This window comes from Pseudarthrobacter sp. NPDC058196 (assembly GCF_042882685.1).
GTDB lineage: Bacteria > Actinomycetota > Actinomycetes > Actinomycetales > Micrococcaceae > Arthrobacter.
On sequence record NZ_JBHVVN010000002.1, the window covers coordinates 45720 to 61157 of the forward strand.

At 65.6% G+C, this 15438-nt stretch carries 13 protein-coding genes; 9 read left to right on the plus strand and 4 right to left on the minus strand.

The features are described 5' to 3' along the window. Nucleotides 1–27: 27 nt before the first annotated feature. Nucleotides 28–1422, plus strand: coding sequence for a class II 3-deoxy-7-phosphoheptulonate synthase (locus tag ACFVVC_RS02970; RefSeq protein ID WP_387448993.1), 1395 nt, complete (start codon nt 28–30; stop codon nt 1420–1422). A 36-nt stretch (nt 1423–1458) separates the two neighbouring features. Here ACFVVC_RS02970 and pknB read toward each other — a convergent pair whose 3' ends face one another. Together pknB and ACFVVC_RS02980 are read right to left on the minus strand one after the other, a co-directional pair. Next, on the minus strand, nt 1459–3546 hold the full coding sequence (pknB, locus tag ACFVVC_RS02975; protein WP_387448996.1) for a Stk1 family PASTA domain-containing Ser/Thr kinase: 2088 nt from the start codon (nt 3544–3546) through the stop codon (nt 1459–1461). A gap of 108 nt (nt 3547–3654) precedes the next feature. Next, nucleotides 3655–5058: a LysM peptidoglycan-binding domain-containing protein gene (locus ACFVVC_RS02980; RefSeq protein WP_387448999.1), complete on the minus strand. Its 1404-nt coding sequence runs from the start codon at nt 5056–5058 to the stop codon at nt 3655–3657. 248 nt (nt 5059–5306) lie between these two features. Between ACFVVC_RS02980 and ACFVVC_RS02985 the strand changes: the two genes are divergently transcribed. Continuing rightward, nucleotides 5307–5660, plus strand: coding sequence for an Rv2175c family DNA-binding protein (locus ACFVVC_RS02985; RefSeq protein ID WP_387449003.1), 354 nt, complete (start codon nt 5307–5309; stop codon nt 5658–5660). Nucleotides 5661–5669: 9 nt separating this feature from the next. Here the strand turns inward: ACFVVC_RS02985 and ACFVVC_RS02990 are convergent, their stop codons facing one another. Both ACFVVC_RS02990 and ACFVVC_RS02995 read right to left on the minus strand, forming a co-directional pair. Beyond that, nucleotides 5670–6764 (minus strand): polyprenyl synthetase family protein, encoded by a 1095-nt coding sequence (locus tag ACFVVC_RS02990; protein ID WP_387449005.1) that lies wholly within the window; start codon nt 6762–6764, stop codon nt 5670–5672. Further along, complete coding sequence (locus ACFVVC_RS02995) at nt 6761–7285, minus strand: hypothetical protein (protein WP_387449008.1); 525 nt, start codon at nt 7283–7285, stop codon at nt 6761–6763. Before ACFVVC_RS02995 ends, ACFVVC_RS02990 begins: the two co-directional genes overlap by 4 nt. A gap of 105 nt (nt 7286–7390) precedes the next feature. On the opposite strand from ACFVVC_RS02995, the gene dinB reads away from it, so the two are divergent. The 7 genes from dinB to ACFVVC_RS03030 all read left to right on the plus strand — a co-directional run bounded on the left by dinB (nt 7391) and on the right by ACFVVC_RS03030 (nt 15433). Further along, nucleotides 7391–8623 carry a DNA polymerase IV gene (gene dinB, locus ACFVVC_RS03000; RefSeq protein ID WP_387449011.1) on the plus strand — a complete coding sequence of 411 codons (1233 nt, stop codon included), beginning with the start codon at nt 7391–7393 and terminating at the stop codon, nt 8621–8623. A 251-nt stretch (nt 8624–8874) separates the two neighbouring features. After that, nucleotides 8875–9246, plus strand: coding sequence for a DUF3040 domain-containing protein (locus ACFVVC_RS03005; RefSeq protein WP_387449014.1), 372 nt, complete (start codon nt 8875–8877; stop codon nt 9244–9246). 331 nt (nt 9247–9577) lie between these two features. After that, nucleotides 9578–10006, plus strand: a complete 429-nt coding sequence (mraZ, locus tag ACFVVC_RS03010) for a division/cell wall cluster transcriptional repressor MraZ (protein WP_018763545.1) — start codon at nt 9578–9580, stop codon at nt 10004–10006. Nucleotides 10007–10171: 165 nt separating this feature from the next. After that, on the plus strand, nt 10172–11164 hold the full coding sequence (gene rsmH, locus ACFVVC_RS03015; RefSeq protein WP_387449016.1) for a 16S rRNA (cytosine(1402)-N(4))-methyltransferase RsmH: 993 nt from the start codon (nt 10172–10174) through the stop codon (nt 11162–11164). Beyond that, entirely contained in the window at nt 11161–11853 is a 693-nt protein-coding gene (locus tag ACFVVC_RS03020) for a hypothetical protein (protein ID WP_387449019.1), read from the plus strand. Before rsmH ends, ACFVVC_RS03020 begins: the two co-directional genes overlap by 4 nt. A 47-nt stretch (nt 11854–11900) precedes the next feature. Next, nucleotides 11901–13706 (plus strand): peptidoglycan D,D-transpeptidase FtsI family protein, encoded by a 1806-nt coding sequence (locus ACFVVC_RS03025; RefSeq protein ID WP_387449022.1) that lies wholly within the window; start codon nt 11901–11903, stop codon nt 13704–13706. Nucleotides 13707–13801: 95 nt separating this feature from the next. Beyond that, a complete protein-coding gene (locus ACFVVC_RS03030) occupies nt 13802–15433 on the plus strand; it encodes a UDP-N-acetylmuramoyl-L-alanyl-D-glutamate--2,6-diaminopimelate ligase (protein WP_387449026.1) in 1632 nt (543 codons plus the stop codon). Nucleotides 15434–15438 lie beyond the last annotated feature (5 nt).

Consider the following 15438-nt stretch of genomic DNA (forward strand, 5'->3'; position numbering starts at 1 on the left):
TCGGTCCCGCCCTGCCGCTAGTCTTAGATGGTGACTGAGTTATCTGCAAAACCTGCCTTTTCGCTGTCCAGTACCGCCCAGAGCGGGGCGGCCAACTATCCCGGACTCGACAACTGGCGGGACCTTCCCATCTCGCAGCAGCCCAGCTGGCAGGACCGCGGCGTCTTCGAAGCCTCGGTTAAGGAACTTTCCGTCCTTCCCCCACTGGTGTTCGCCGGTGAAGTGGACGTGCTGCGCGCGCGGCTCGCCGCTGCGGCCCAGGGCAAGGCCTTCCTGCTGCAGGGCGGCGACTGCGCCGAAACGTTCGAGGCCGCCACGGCGGACAAGATCAGCGCCCGCGTAAAGACCATTCTGCAGATGGCAGTCGTTCTCACGTATGGGGCGGCCATGCCGGTCATCAAGATGGGCCGGATGGCCGGCCAGTTCGCCAAGCCCCGTTCCTCAAACGACGAAACCCGCGACGGCGTCACCTTGCCCGCCTACCGCGGCGACATCGTCAACGGTTACGATTTCACTCCCGAGTCCCGCGGCCATGACGCCGCCAGGATGCTCCGCGCCTACCACACTTCGGCATCCACCCTGAACCTCATCCGGGCCTTCACCCAGGGCGGCTTCGCGGACCTCCGCTCGGTACACCAGTGGAACAAGGGGTTCACTGAAAACCCGGCCCACGCCCGCTACGAGTCGCTGGCCCGGGATATCGACCGCGCCATCAAGTTCATGGACTCCTGCGGCGCCGACTTCGAAGCCCTCAAGCGGGTGGAGTTCTTCGCCAGCCACGAGGCACTGCTGCTGGACTACGAGCGCGCCCTGACCCGCATCGACTCCCGCACCGGTTTCCCGTATGACACCTCGGCCCACTTCCTGTGGATCGGGGAGCGCACCCGGGAACTGGACCACGCGCACGTCGACTTCCTCTCGCGGGTGCGCAACCCCATCGGGGTCAAGCTTGGCCCGTCCACCACCGGTGATGACGCCCTGCGCCTGATCGACAAGCTGGACCCTGACCGGGAGCCTGGCCGCCTGACCTTCATCACCCGCATGGGTGCCGGCAACATCCGCGAAAAGCTGCCCGCCGTCGTCGAGAAGGTCACAGCTTCCGGTGCCCAGGTGCTGTGGGTCACCGACCCCATGCACGGCAACACCGTCACGTCGCCCAACGGTTACAAGACGCGCAATTTCGACGACGTTATCGACGAAGTGCGCGGCTTCTTCGAAGTGCACCACGGGTTGGGCACGGTACCGGGTGGCCTCCACGTGGAGATGACCGGCGACGATGTGGCCGAGTGCCTGGGCGGCGCGGACCCGATCGACCAGGATGCCTTCCTGGACCGCTACGAATCTGTTTGCGATCCCCGCCTGAACCACATGCAATCGCTGGAAATGGCGTTCCTCGTCGCTGGGGCCCTCGCCAAGAACTAGGGAGGGTTGGGGCCGGCACCTGCCGGCCCCAACCAGCTACACCACGGTGATGGTGATGACGGAACCCTCAGGGACCTTCCGGTTCACCGGTTCCTGGTCCCGGACGGTGCCGAAGAAGCCGCCCAGGATGTTGTTGACCCGGACCTGGAAGCCCATCGCCTCCAAGGCCTTCCGCGCTTCTGCAGCCTGCTTGCCGATGAAGCTGGGGACATCCACCATCCTTGGCCCCTTGGAAATGGTCAAGGTGACCGTACCGCCGCGGGTCAGTGTCCCGGTGGCCGGGGACTGGCTGACCACGGCGCCCTCGGGAACGGATTTGTCGAACACGGCATCGGGTGAGGTGTCGGCAGTGAGCCCCGCAGCCTTGACGGCGGCGACTGCATCGTCCTTGGCTTTGCCCACGACGGAGGGAACGGCGATCGGCTGTGGTCCCTTGGAAACCACGATCTCCACGGGGGTGCCGTGCCGGGCGGGAGTACCGGCAGCGGGATTTTGCGAGAGCACCGTGCCGGCCGAGGCCTGGTCGTCGAATTGTTCGGTGACCGGGCCCAGCGCCATTTCGGCTGCATTGAGCGCGTTCTTCGCATCCGTCACGGTTCCGCCGGAGAGTTTGGGAAGGGGGAAGAGTTGCGGGCCTTTCGAGACCAGCAGGGAGACCGGCTGGAATTTGCGGATCTCGGTTCCCGCGGACGGGTCGCTGCCCACCACCAGCCCCGTGGGCACCTGGTCATCGAAGACATCGCTGGTGGTGGAATGGAAACCCACCCCGTTGAGCAACTGCTGGGCCTGCGCCACCGTCTTGTTGGCAACAGCCGGTACCGCGGCCGCAGCGCCGGGGCCCATGCCGAAAAACCATCCGGCGCCCGTGGCCAGCAGGGCGGCGATAATAAGGACGACAATCCACAGGATGCCGCGACGGCGTGGATTGCCTTCCCTGAGCGTCCGCGCCGGCGTGGCGGCCGCCCTCGCGCGGACCTTTTCGTCTTCCCTGTCCGAGCGGCGCTGCGCCCGCTTGCTGAGCCGGGGCGGTGGGGGAGTCCAGGTGTCGTCGTCGTCGGGAAGTGCGAGGTCCGGCCGCCGGGGGTGGGACAGCAAGGCTTCCGTCGCAGTCCCGGCGGCCGCGTCCTCCTGCGGCAGCGGTTGCCGTCCGGGAAGATACCCGGGGGCGGCTGGCCGTGAAGGGCGCATAAGCGTTGTTGGATTGCTGGCGCGGGCCAGCACTTCGGTCTGGTGCTGGGCCGCCGCGGCTGCGGCTGCGGGCGGCTGCAGGTCAAGTTCCGCATCCGTCAGGTTGGTCCGGATGTGGCGCAGCTCCTGGAGCAGCGCATTGCCGTCGACCGGCCGGTTTTCGGGATCATTGGCGGTGCACCACTGCACCAGCTCGTCCACTTCCGCCGCAAGGCCGGGGACCAGGGCCGACGGCGGCCCGACCGTTCCGTTGACGTGTTGGTAGGCGACCTGGATGGGTACGTCACCCTCGAACGGCTGCCGGCCCGTCAGCATTTCGTACAGCATGATGCCTACGGAGTAGACGTCGCTGCGCTCGTCCGCCGGTTGGCCCAGGACCAGTTCGGGGGAGATATAGGCGACGGTGCCGATCAGTGCACCGGTGCTGGTGGAACTGGTGACCGCGCGGGCCAAGCCAAAATCGCCAATCTTGATCCTGCCGTCGTCGGCGATCAGGACATTCTCCGGCTTGACGTCACGGTGGATAAAGCCGGCTGCGTGCGCGGCTCCCAGCCCCTCCACCACGGGATCGATCAGGGCCAGTGCCAGCCGCGGCGGCAAGGCGCCCCGCTCCCTGAGGACGTCCCTGAGTGTGTGGCCCTTGATGTACTCCATGACGAGGTAGGCGGTGGTGCCGTCGTTGCCCTGGTCCAGTACACCAACCACATGCGGGTGGGAGAGACGCGCAGCGGCCTTCGCTTCGCGGCCAAGCCTGTCCAGGAAGCTTTCGTCTGCAGCGAGGTGCGGGTGGAGCACCTTGAGTGCCACTTCGCGGTCCAGCCTCTGGTCAACGGCAAGGTAGACGGTGGACATTCCGCCGCGAGCGAGCCTGGAGGCCACTGCATAGCGGTTGTCCACCAGTGTCCCTGCGAGGGGGTCTGTCACGTGTTCCTGCACCTTACGATCCTAATCCCGCGGCAAAAGGCATCCGAAACGGAAACGGGTCCGAACCGGTAACGGTTCGGACCCGCGGTGTTTCATCCGGAGCCGGCGGTGCCCAGGGGCTCAGCTGTAGTTCTTCTGGTTCGCCCTGATGGCGGCCACGTAGGCCTTGGTGTCGTCGTACATTCCGTACTTGCTCACCGAATACTGGCCTTGGTAGTAGCCAGCGATAGCCGTGTCCTGGTCCTTGCTCGTGGCCAGCAGCTGGTGGAGGATGGCGATGCCTGCCGTCGCGTTGTCGTAGGGGTCAAGCAGGTTCAGCTTGCGCCCCACCAGGTCGGATGCCCACTGCCCGGAGCTGGGAATCACCTGCATGGTCCCGATCGCGTTCGCCGGTGACACGGCCCTCTGGTTGAAGCCTGACTCCTGGTAAGCAAAGGCGAGGGCAAGGGAAGTATCCACACCCATGCGGCGGGCGGTATCTGCCACGATGTTCTTCATTTCATCCCTCGACGGGACGGGGGACGCGTTGAGGAGGGCCTTGTTTTCGTTGGCCGAGCTCACGACCGCGGCCGGGTAGCTGAATCCGAGGAAGGTGCTGGGAACCAGCGGAGCAGAGGCCGGTTGCGGGGCTGCCGGGGCGGGCTGGGGGCTCGCCGGTCCGGAGCCGCCGGGGATCACCAGTTTGCTGCCGGGGTAGATGACGGTGGTCATGCCCAGGTGGTTCGCGGAAAGCAGGTCCGACAACTTGACCCCGTGCCGGGATGCAATGGCCGAGAGCGTGTCACCGGCCTTGATGGTGTAGGAGCCGGTGGCCGGGGCGGATGTGACGGCCAAGGCGGGTGCAGGAGCGGCCGCCGGAGCCGCCGGTGCCGGGGCTGCAGGGGCGGGAGCGGCGTCGCCGGCGCTGACCTTGACCTTCTGGCCGGGGTAGATGATGGAGCGCATCGAAAGGTTGTTCCAGGCAAGGACGTCCGAGAGGCCCACGTTGTGCCGTGCGGCAATGGCGCCAAGGGTATCACCGGGCTTCACCGTATAGGTTGCCCCGCCTGGGGCGGCCGGCGCTGCCGGGGCCTGGGCTGCGGGAGCCGGCGCGGGGGCCGCCGGTGCTCCCGAGCCGGACAGCTTGATCTTCTGGCCGGGGTAAATGATGGTGTTCGGCTGGAGGTAGTTGAGTTTGAGGACGTCCCCTGTGTCCAGTCCGAAGCGGCCGGCGATCCCGCTCACGGTATCGCCCCGGACGATGGTGTATTCCGCGGGGGCTGACGGCTGTGCGGGCTGCAAAGTGGACGGAATGGTGGTGGAGACGGAAGAAGCGGGGATGACCCTGCCGGTGGCCTGGGCAGCTGCCTGGGCCTTCATTGCCGCGGCAAGGCTGCTGGGAATGGTCCGTGCGGGCTGCGCTGCCGCTGCGGGCTGGGCAAGGGCCAAGGATGACAGGACGACCGCTGGCAGTGCCGCCGTGGTGGCGGCGATCATCGGCAGGCTCGGCTTGGGGGGCTGCTTGGGCGAGCGGGACATCGACATGGAAAGAATCCTCTTCTCAACTGCGGGCGCGGACGCGGGCGGGGATGCCGCTGTCAATCTTGATACTACTGTGACTTAAGTTATCCGTGTTACAACTGTGATGAAAGTGAATCTCTCACGAATTTGCGATTAGCACAAGAATCCGGGGAATGCCTGGAATGCCCAGTTTCACGGAGTGTCTCCGGGCGGGCAGGCAAATGAATTGTGCCGACTAGGCGACGGGGTGCGCAGCGTGGCAACCTTGGTCCGTGAGTAATGTAGAAAACCTGGTGGGCGAGTGGTTGCCGCTGCCCGACGTCGCACGTTTGTTGGATGTTTCAATTACCAAAGTCCATGGCCTGATTGACGACCATGCCTTGGCCGCCGTGCGGATTGGGGAGCGGAAGATCCGTTCGGTTCCCGCAGAATTCATCCAGGACGGCCAGCTAGTGGACAGCCTCAAAGGCACCATCGTGGTGCTCTCCGATGCAGGTTATTCGGATGAGGACCTCATTGTGTGGCTGTTTACCGCCGACGAATCATTGCGCGGCCGCCCGATTGATGCATTGCGGGAAGGCCGCAAGACGGAAATCAGGCGCAGGGCCCAAACCCTCGCCTGGTAATTTCCCGCTTTAGGAGGCTCGGCTGACGGTTGCTTCAGCCAGCCTCCGCAGGGCGGTCTTGGGCAGGTCCTCCAACTCGAGCTCATCAAGGGCATCAAATGCTGCCGCACCGAATTCCCCGATCAGGACTTCCGTGGCCTGCAATGCTCCGGAGTCTTCGATGATCCGCCTGATCTCGAGGATGTCCGCCTCCGAAAGGTCGGGGCTGCCGAGGCTCGCGTCAATGAACTCCGACTCGGCGGGGGATGCCTGGTCCAGGGCCAGCGCCACCAGGACCGTGCGCTTGCCCTCCCTCAAATCGTCCCCCGCCGGCTTGCCCGTGGTCAGCGGATCGCCGAATACGCCCAGGACGTCGTCGCGGAGCTGGAATGCTTCGCCGAGCGGCAGGGCGAAGGCCGAGTAGCCGCGGAGCAGTTCATTGGACGCTCCAGCCAGGGCGCCGCCCAGCGCCAGCGGATGCTCGGTGGAGTACTTGGCGCTCTTGAACCGGATAATGGACTGGGCCCTCCCGACAGCGCCGGCGCGGTCGCGGACCGGTCCCGCCACTTCTTCCAGGATGTCCAGGTACTGTCCGGCCATCACCTCGGCGCGCATGAGGTTGAAGATCAGCCGTGCCCGGCTGCCGGAGGCTGCACGCTCGCCGATGTCGGTGAACGCCTCCTCGCTGAAGGACAGGCAAAGGTCGCCGGCAAGAATGGCTGCTGCCTGGCCAAAACGTTCGCTGTCCAGGGCCCAGCCCTGCGCGGTGTGCAACTGGCTGAAGCGACGGTGCACGCTGGGACCGCCACGCCTGGTGTCTGACCGGTCGATGATGTCGTCGTGGATCAGGGCCGCCGCCTGGAACAGCTCAAGTGCGGCACCTGCCGTCACAACCTGGCCGGCTCCGGCCTCGCCGCCGGCGCCCCGCCAGCCCCAATAGCACATGAGCGCCCGGAGGCGCTTGCCGCCGGTGACCAAGTTGGAGATGGAACCCATGATGGGCTCGATGTCAGGCGAGATGCCCGACATGATGGATTGGCGCTCGGTCAGGAAGCCTGTGAGCTCGCCGGCAACTCCCGCCACGAAGTCTGCCTGTTCATTCCTCAGCTGCTCCGCGGCCGTCACTTGGCCGACTCAGCTGCGACGTTCGCGCCGATCGTGAACGTGGAGACGCCGGAGGCCTCCACTACCGAGAGGTTCACGGTCTCATTGTCGCCCCGGACGAAGTCCTTGGAGGCAACACCGCCGACGGTATCGCCCGGCACCGCCTTGAAACCTTGGCCTTCGAGGGCCTTGGTGTAGAAGTCGATGACGGCGCTGGTGGGAGCGGACACGGTGCCCACCAGCGCGGCCGTTGCCGGGGTGGATGCTTTGTCAAAACTGCTGGATACCACTGTGGCCCCGGTCATCAGGGGAAGGAGCTGCTGCGGAAACCCTTCCACGACGGCGCCAACCGTTGCCGACGTGTTGGGGGATGCCGATGGGCTGGGCGAGGCCGTGAGCGTGGACTGCGTGGCGGCAATGGAAGGCGTCTGGGAGGGCTGTGCCTGACCCGATGGGGCCTGGCTGCACGCGGCAAGGGCGAGCACCCCAACGGCGGCAAGCGCGGCCAGGCCAGCTGGCTTGAAGTTTCCAATAGCCGTCACAGAGTCTTTCCTCCTGGTGTTGTTGGCGGAATCAGCCTCCAGTTTAGCCAGCCTCCGGAGGGGTCGGCGCAAACCGATAGGATTGCAGCCGTGGGGCCCGCAGGTATGAACCAGCCAGCCGCCGCGCGCCTTCCGGGCCGCCGGCGTACGTGCATCATGCATGTGGACATGGATGCCTTCTTCGTCTCCGTCGAGCTCCGGACCCGCCCTGAACTCCGCGGCAAGCCCGTGATTGTCGGATTCCCGGGGGAGCGGTCGGTGGTCCTGTCGGGGTCCTATGAGGCCCGGGCTTTTGGCGTGAAGTCTGCGATGCCCATGGCCGTGGCGATGCGAATGTGCCCGCAGGCCGTGGTGATTGAACCCCGGCACAAGCTCTACTACGAGGTCTCCGGACAGCTGATGGCGATCTTCGAATCCATCACCGGGCTCGTGGAGCCGTTGAGTGTTGACGAAGCCTTCCTCGACGTCACCGGTGCGCTGCGCCGCCTGGGGCCGCCCCGGGGGATAGGGGAGCTCATCCGGCGCAGGGTGGCTGCGGAACTGGGCATTACCGCCTCGGTGGGGATTGCGGAAACGAAATTCGTGGCCAAGATCGCCTCCACCCGGTGCAAGCCCGACGGGCTCCTGATGATTGGGCCGGACGAAACCGTTCCCTACCTCCACAGCCTCCCGGTTGGTGCGCTGTGGGGCGTCGGCGCCAAGACGGGTGAGGCCCTCGCGAACATGGGCATCAAGACCGTGGCGGACGTGGCGGCAACTCCCGTGTCCTCGTTGAAGAAGGTCCTCGGTGCCGCTGGAGAGCACGTGCACCAGCTCGCCTGGGGCATTGACCCCCGTCCCGTGACCCCGGTGCGGCTGGAAAAGAGCATCGGCGCGGAAGAGACATTTGCCGTGGATACGGCTGACGACGCACTCCTGCGGCGGGAACTGCTCCGGCTGTCCCACCGGACGGCGACCCGGCTGCGCAGCTCCGGCATGGTGGCCCGGACCGTGGCCCTGAAGCTCCGGTTCGCGGACTTCTCCACCATTACCCGCAGCAGGACTGTCCATACCCCGGTGGACAGCGCCCAGCTGATCTATGCGGTCGTGCTCCAGCTGTTGGACTCCCTCGGAACCAGGGCCATGACCGTGCGGCTCCTAGGCGTCCGGGCTGAACAGCTTGAGGAAGCGGCCCGGACCTCGCTCCAGCTGAGCATTGACCGCAGGGATGAGAACTGGCGGGCCGCCGAGCAGGCGCTGGATGAGGTAACACGCAGGTTCGGCAGCAAGTCCGTCCTGCCCGCCCGCCTGATGGAGCCGGACATCCCGTCCGGGGAGCGGGCGGAACGGCCGGACTGAGGGTCCGCCGAAGTCATTGCCGTCTTTCAGATCAGGCCTCAACAATCTATCCTTAGATATACATAGTTTTCGAGTGAATGGACTTACTGCCGGACCCTCTTGGACATGCTCCCGCCCCCGCGACTGCATGTAAGGTTCCCGTCTTGGCCGCCGCCGGCCGGATGGGAACTTTCCAGCTACAGCAGACGTTCTAGGGGTCAGAAGTAGTGGCTGGGATCAGCCCGGACGTTGGCCTACAAAAGGAGGTCGTGATGCCGCTGTCGGAGCACGAACAGAAGCTGCTTGAGCAGCTTGAGAAGCAGCTTCACGAGGACGATCCGAAGTTCGCGAACTCGATGGGTTCGGACCCCGGGCGTTCATGGTCCACGAGGCACGTGGTCATCGGAGTCCTGTGCGCGCTTGCCGGCGTCTTCCTGCTGCTGGTTGGTGTCACCCTCCAGAACATCTTCGTCGGTGTCCTGGGCTTTGTGGTCATGGGCGGCGGAGTCTATTTCGCCACCATGCGCAGTTCCCGGGGCCGGCCTGGTTCGAAGGCTGGAACCGGCAAGGCCGGCAAGCCCCGGAATTCCTTCATGAGCAGCCTCGAGGATCGGTGGGACGAGCGCCGCAGGGGTGAGTCCTGAACGGCCTCCGGGTCAAATCGCCCCGCCCCTCCATTTCGATCCCCTGACGGCAGGGAAACGCAGGAAATGGCCCGCTTCGGCGGGCCATTTCCTGTTTAACCGGAGAATGCCCGCCGATGGTCCCGGCGGAGCCAATTTTGGGTAAAAGTCCTCCACTTTCCACCACCACGGCATTTTCCGCGCCATTTCAAGGGTTCTATCCCATAAATGGAGCGCCTGAAAGGCCGTTTTGCGTTGACTGTGGTGGAAAGTGGAGTAATGTGGAGGACATAAGAGGGTGGTTGCAACACAGGGGATGTGCAGTTCCTGACGGCGGACAGGCGGTGGGCCAGTGTTTCTGGGCACACACTCGCCGCGTCTGGATGAAAAGGGACGGATCATTCTCCCCGCGAAGTTCCGGGAGGAGCTTGCCAGCGGGCTGGTGCTCACAAGGGGCCAGGAACGTTGCATCTACGTCTTCAGTGAGAAGGAATTTGCACGGGTCCACGAGCAGATGCGGGAGGCACCAATCTCCTCCAAGCAAGCACGTGACTACATCCGCGTATTTCTCTCTGGAGCCTCGGACGAGGTACCTGACAAGCAGGGGCGCGTGACCATTCCACCAGCGCTCCGGGAGTATGCAGGACTCGGAAGGGAACTTGCCGTAATCGGCGCCGGTACCCGCGCCGAGATCTGGGACGCCCAGGCTTGGAATGAATACCTTGCGGAGAAGGAAACCGCCTTCTCCGAAACTGACGATCCCATTCCTGGCATTCTCTGAATCCGGAACGGGCAGCAGGTGGCTTCTTGGATGAGATCTCCAGCCGGCCCATCGGCTGCCAACCTGGCTCAACTTCCCCTGAGCCAGGCGGGCAGGACGGTAGGCGCGGATGGGGATCTGGTCCCAGAAGCAGCAGGTGACAACGACGGCGGGAAAGGACCAGGCATGACAGATGAACCGAAGCCCACGTCCGAACGCCATGTGCCGGTCCTGCGGGACCGGTGCATCAATTTGTTGGCACCGGGATTTGAAGCTGCGAGGCTCCGGGGCCAGACTCCGGTAGCCATTGACGCGACCCTCGGCATGGGCGGGCACTCAGAGGCCATGCTTCAGCGGTTTCCCGACCTCCACCTCATCGGGATCGACCGCGATGAAGAAGCGCTGGCCCTCGCGGGGGAGCGGCTGGCGCCTTTCGCGGCACGGACCGACCTCGTCCACGCCGTCTATGACGAAATCCAGGACGTGCTGGCGGACCTCGGCGTAGCCGAAGTACACGGGATCCTCATGGACCTGGGCGTCTCCTCCCTGCAGCTGGATGAGCGTGAGCGTGGCTTCGCCTACTCCTTCGACGCACCACTGGACATGCGGATGGACACCAGCCGGGGCCAAACTGCAGCGGATGTGGTCAACACCTACAGCGAGGCGGACCTGGTCAGGATCATCCGCAAATGGGGCGAGGAAAAGTTCGCGGGACGCATAGCCAACCGAATCGTTGCGGCCCGCGCGGTCAAGGAGTTCACCACCACCGGCGAGCTGGTGGAACAAATCCGCTCCGTTGTCCCTGCCTCGGCCGCCAAGTCGGGCGGACATCCCGCCAAGCGGACTTTCCAGGCCCTGAGGATCGAGGTCAACGAAGAGCTCGATGTGCTTGAACGGGCCGTACCTGCCGCCGTCGATTCCCTGGCCATGGGCGGACGCATCGTGGTCATGTCCTACCACTCGCTGGAAGACAAGATCGTCAAGGGCGTGTTCCAGGCCCGGTCCAAATCCTCGGCTCCCCTCGGCTTTCCGGTGGAGCTCGAAGAGCACAAACCCGAACTGAAAACCCTGACCAAGGGCACTGAAGTGCCAACCGCCGTCGAAATCGCCGAAAACCCGCGCGCTGCCTCCGCCAGGCTTCGTGCTGCAGAACGAATCAGAGCCAGGAGAGCTGCATGAGCACCGCCGCCGTCAAGAACTTTCCCGTCGTTTCCGGCAGCTCGGCGCCCGTCAGCAGGCCTGCGGGCCGGCCTGACGAGGGACGCAAGGGACGGACCCCGCTCTCCGTCGTCCGCACGGCCCCGCGCAAGCGCCGGGCCCCCTTTGTCGTGATGTGTTTCGCCATGCTGGCGGTCGCACTGGTGGCGGTGCTCGTCCTCAATATCTCGGTGTCCACGGCCCAGTACCAGCTTGTAGAGCTTCGAGCCAAACAGAGCTCCTTGACCAAGGCCAACCAGGATCTCACCCAGCAGGTTCAGAACTTCGAGGCACCCCAGAACTTGGCCGCCAAGGCAACGGAACTGGGAATGGTGGCGTCCACGGTCAAAGGCCAGATCGACTTGTCCACGTTGTCCGTGACCGGAAAGGCTACGCCTGCGGTCAAGGGTGCACCGGCAGGAGCAGTCATCCCGTCGCCAGCTGTGGCGGGACAGCTCATCGTGCCGCCGGCAGCCAAGGACGCAACCGCTGGCAAGGCGACGGCGCCGGACGCCGGCAGGACCTCCTCAGCCCCGGCAGCGGAAGCGGCCCAGGCGGCAGCACAGGCACAGGCTGCGGCGCAGGCCGCAGCCGCGGCGGCGGCAGCTCCGGCGCCTGAACTGCATGGTGGCTCCATCCCGGCGCCGCAGCAGAAGGTCCCCGGACAGTAGGTCGCCAGGCAGGGTAGTCAGCAGGTCGAACAGCAAGGAATATCACCGTGGCGGAAACGACCGGCAAAGCAGGAAAAGGCAAAGCACCGAACGCCACGAAGCGCTTGCGCCTCGGGCTGGGCATCATGCTCACGCTCCTGCTGGTGGTCGGCGGAAAGCTGTTCCTGGTCCAGGGGCTCGACGTCGGCGGCATGGCCGAAGCGGCACTGAACAGCCGGATGACCTCGGCGATCCTGCCGGCAGAACGCGGCAGCATCCTGGACTCCCGCGGCACCGTCCTCGCCAACAGCGTGATCCGCTACAACATCGTGGTGGACCAGCGCGTCAACACCAAGACCGACTCGTACATGCGGTACGAGCCGCAGGCCGACGGCCACGACAAGCTGGTGGACGTCAGCCGCGACCAGGCAATCTCGGAACTGGCTGCAGCCCTCGGCATGGATACCGCGGCTGTCCGGGATGCGGTCACCGGCCAGCAGCCCTATTACATCGTGGCCAAGGACGTGAAACCCGACGTCGAGGACCGCATCTCCAAGCTCCAGGTCCCCGGCATCGTCGCCGAGGGCGTCAGCAAGCGGGTCTACCCCAACGGCGCGGTTGCAGGAGGCGTAGTGGGCTTCCTCCAGGACGGCACCACCGGCCAGGCCGGCATCGAGCAGACACAGGACGACAAGCTTAAGGGCACGGACGGCAAGCGCCTGTTCGAGATCGGCGCAGACGGACTGCGCATCCCCGTGGGCCTCGACGAGCTGACCCCGCCCCAGAACGGCAAGGACGTCAAACTCACCCTCAACTCCGACCTCCAGTACTTCGCCCAGCAGGCCATCCAGAGCCAAGCGGACAAGCTTAGCGCCGAATGGGGCGTCATCATCGTGATGGATGCCAAGACCGGCAACCTCCTTGCCCTGGCGGACACCAACGCACCCGATCCCAACAACCCCGGTGCCGTTGCAGCAAAGGACCGCGGCACGCGGTCCGTGACCGCGGCCTACGAGCCCGGATCGGTCGAAAAGATGATGACCGCGGCGGCGGTCATCGACGAAGGGCTGGCCAGCCCGCTGGACAAGTTCACGATTCCGCCCACGTACACGGTGGACGGCCAGACCTTCAGTGACGCCTTTACCCACGGGACCGAGGAAAGGACACTGGCGGGCATCATCGGGTATTCCATGAACACCGGGACCGTCATGGCCGGCCAGCGGCTCAGCAAGGAACAGCGTTACGACTGGCTGAAGAAATTCGGCATCGGCGAGGCGCCTGACATCGGGCTGCCTGCAACGGCGGCGGGGATCCTTTCGCCGGCCGACCAATGGGACGGACGCCAGCAGTACACCGTCCTCTTTGGACAGGGCGTTTCCCAGTCCACGCTCCAGACCGTCCGCGCATACCAGAGCATCGCCAACAACGGTGTCATGCTGCAGCCGCGGCTGATCGACTCGTACATTTCCCCCGACGGCACGGAGGAGAAAGTCCCGGCCCAGCCATCACGCCAGGTGGTCTCGGGCAGCACCGCGCAGCAGGTCAAGGACATTCTGGAAAGCGCCGTCACCGAGGGCGAGATCAAGGACGCCGGCATCGACGGCTACCGGGTGGGTGCCAAGACGGGCACGTCCGAATCCCCCTGCGACGACGGCAAATCAGGCTACTGCGGCTACACGGCCTCCATCGTTGGAATGGCGCCGATGGATGATCCGCGGTTTATTGTGGAGGTGGTGCTTCAGCGGCCGAAGGGCAGCATCTACGGCATCACGAACGGGCCGGTCTTCCGGTCCGTCATGAGCCAGACGCTGCGGACCTACAACATCCAGCCTTCAACCGGGGAGCCGGCCAGGTTGCCCCAGTACGCGAAGTAGCCGCTGCGCCACGCTGTAAATACCAGCAGCATCAAGCGCATCACAGTGCCCGCGCGAACCATGGCGGGCACGCACTAGCACCATCGGAGATCCCCTTGTCAGAGTTCACCACGCCCGGCGGCGACGCTGCCCGGGACGAAAGCCCGGCCCGCTTCCGGCCGGATGCCGTAGCGGCCGTCCCGCTGGCCGCCGTCGGCAATGCCCTGGGAGCAGCTGTTCCCGCTCCCGCCGCCGAGGTGCAGGTCACGGGCATCTCCATCAACTCCCGCACCGTGGAGCCCGGCGACCTGTATGTGGCACTGCCAGGGGCCCGCCGGCATGGCGCGGACTTCGTCACGGACGCCGTCGGAGCCGGTGCGGCCGCAGTGCTGACGGATGACGCCGGCGCCCGGCTCCTTGCCCTCGCCGCGGACACACCTGTCCCGGTGCTTGTTGTGGACAGTCCGAGGAACGAGGTGGGGCCCCTCTCCGCCCTGATCTACCGGAGCCAGTCCGCGGATGGCCGTCCGCTGCAGCTTTTCGGGGTTACCGGAACCAACGGGAAGACCACCACCACCTACTTCATCACCTCGCTCCTGCGTGCCCTGGGGCGACAGACGGGCCTGATCGGCACCATCGAAATCCAGGCGGGGGGAGAGCCCATTCCCAGCCTCCTCACCACGCCGGAATCCCCCGAGGTCCACGGACTGCTGGCGCTCATGCACGAGCGCGGGCTCGACGCCGCAGCCATGGAGGTGTCTTCCCACGCCATCTCCTACCAGCGGGTGGACGGGCTGGTCTTCGACGTCGCCGGATTCACGAACCTTACCCAGGACCACCTGGACCTGCACCACACCATGGACGGCTACTTCGCCACCAAGGCGGAGCTGTTCACCCCCGGGCGCGCCCGGCAGGCCGTGGTGACGGTCGACGACGAGTGGGGCCGCCGGCTGGCCGGCAACGCCAAGGTTCCGGTCACCACGCTCAGCACCAGCGGCAACACCCCCGCCGACTGGAGCGTGACATCGTCTTCGCCGCGCGGGCTCGGAACCGACTTCACCCTCACGGGGCCGGCAGGTGCCGTCCTGAACCTGCACACAGGGCTGCCGGGCAGCTTCAACGTTGCCAACGCCGCCCTTGCCGCATTGATGGTCCTCACCTCGGGCGTGGACGCCGCAGACCTGCAGGCCGCACTGGACCGCGTTGACCCCTTCACCGTCGCCGTCCCCGGCCGCATGCAGCTGATCTCGGACCGGCCCGCCGCCGTCGTGGATTTTGCCCACAACACCGACGCACTGGCGCGGGCACTGGAAGCGGTCCGCTCGCCCGAACCCGGATCCCGGCTGATCGTGGTGTTCGGTGCCACCGGGCAGCGCGACCAAGGCAAACGTCCGGCCATGGGGGCCATCGCCGCGCGGCTCGCCGACACCGTGATCATTACCGACGACGACCCGCACGACGAGGATGCTGCGGCCATCCGTGCGGACGTGCTGGCCGGGGCCCGGGAGGCGGTGCAGAATGAATCGCTCGGCGCCGCGCTGCTGGAAGTCTTCCCGCGGGCGGAGGCCATCCGCCGCGCCGCAGAACTCGCACGCCCGCAGGACACCATTCTTGTCGCGGGCCGCGGCCATGAGGTCTGGCAGGAGGTAAAAGGCGTCAACCTCGCCCTGGACGACAGGGTGGAACTGCGCAGCGCCTTGACAGCCAGGGGATTCAACGTTCTCCATGACGACCGGATAGAGTCCTAGACCGA

Coding starts and splice junctions, on each gene's coding strand:
- ACFVVC_RS02970 (WP_387448993.1), top strand. CDS start 28: ATGGTGACTGAGTTATCTGCAAAACCTGCCTTTTCGCTGTCCAGTACC.
- ACFVVC_RS02980 (WP_387448999.1), bottom strand. CDS start 5,058: ATGTCGATGTCCCGCTCGCCCAAGCAGCCCCCCAAGCCGAGCCTGCCG.
- dinB (WP_387449011.1), top strand. CDS start 7,391: ATGAACCAGCCAGCCGCCGCGCGCCTTCCGGGCCGCCGGCGTACGTGC.
- ACFVVC_RS03005 (WP_387449014.1), top strand. CDS start 8,875: ATGCCGCTGTCGGAGCACGAACAGAAGCTGCTTGAGCAGCTTGAGAAG.
- rsmH (WP_387449016.1), top strand. CDS start 10,172: ATGACAGATGAACCGAAGCCCACGTCCGAACGCCATGTGCCGGTCCTG.
- ACFVVC_RS03020 (WP_387449019.1), top strand. CDS start 11,161: ATGAGCACCGCCGCCGTCAAGAACTTTCCCGTCGTTTCCGGCAGCTCG.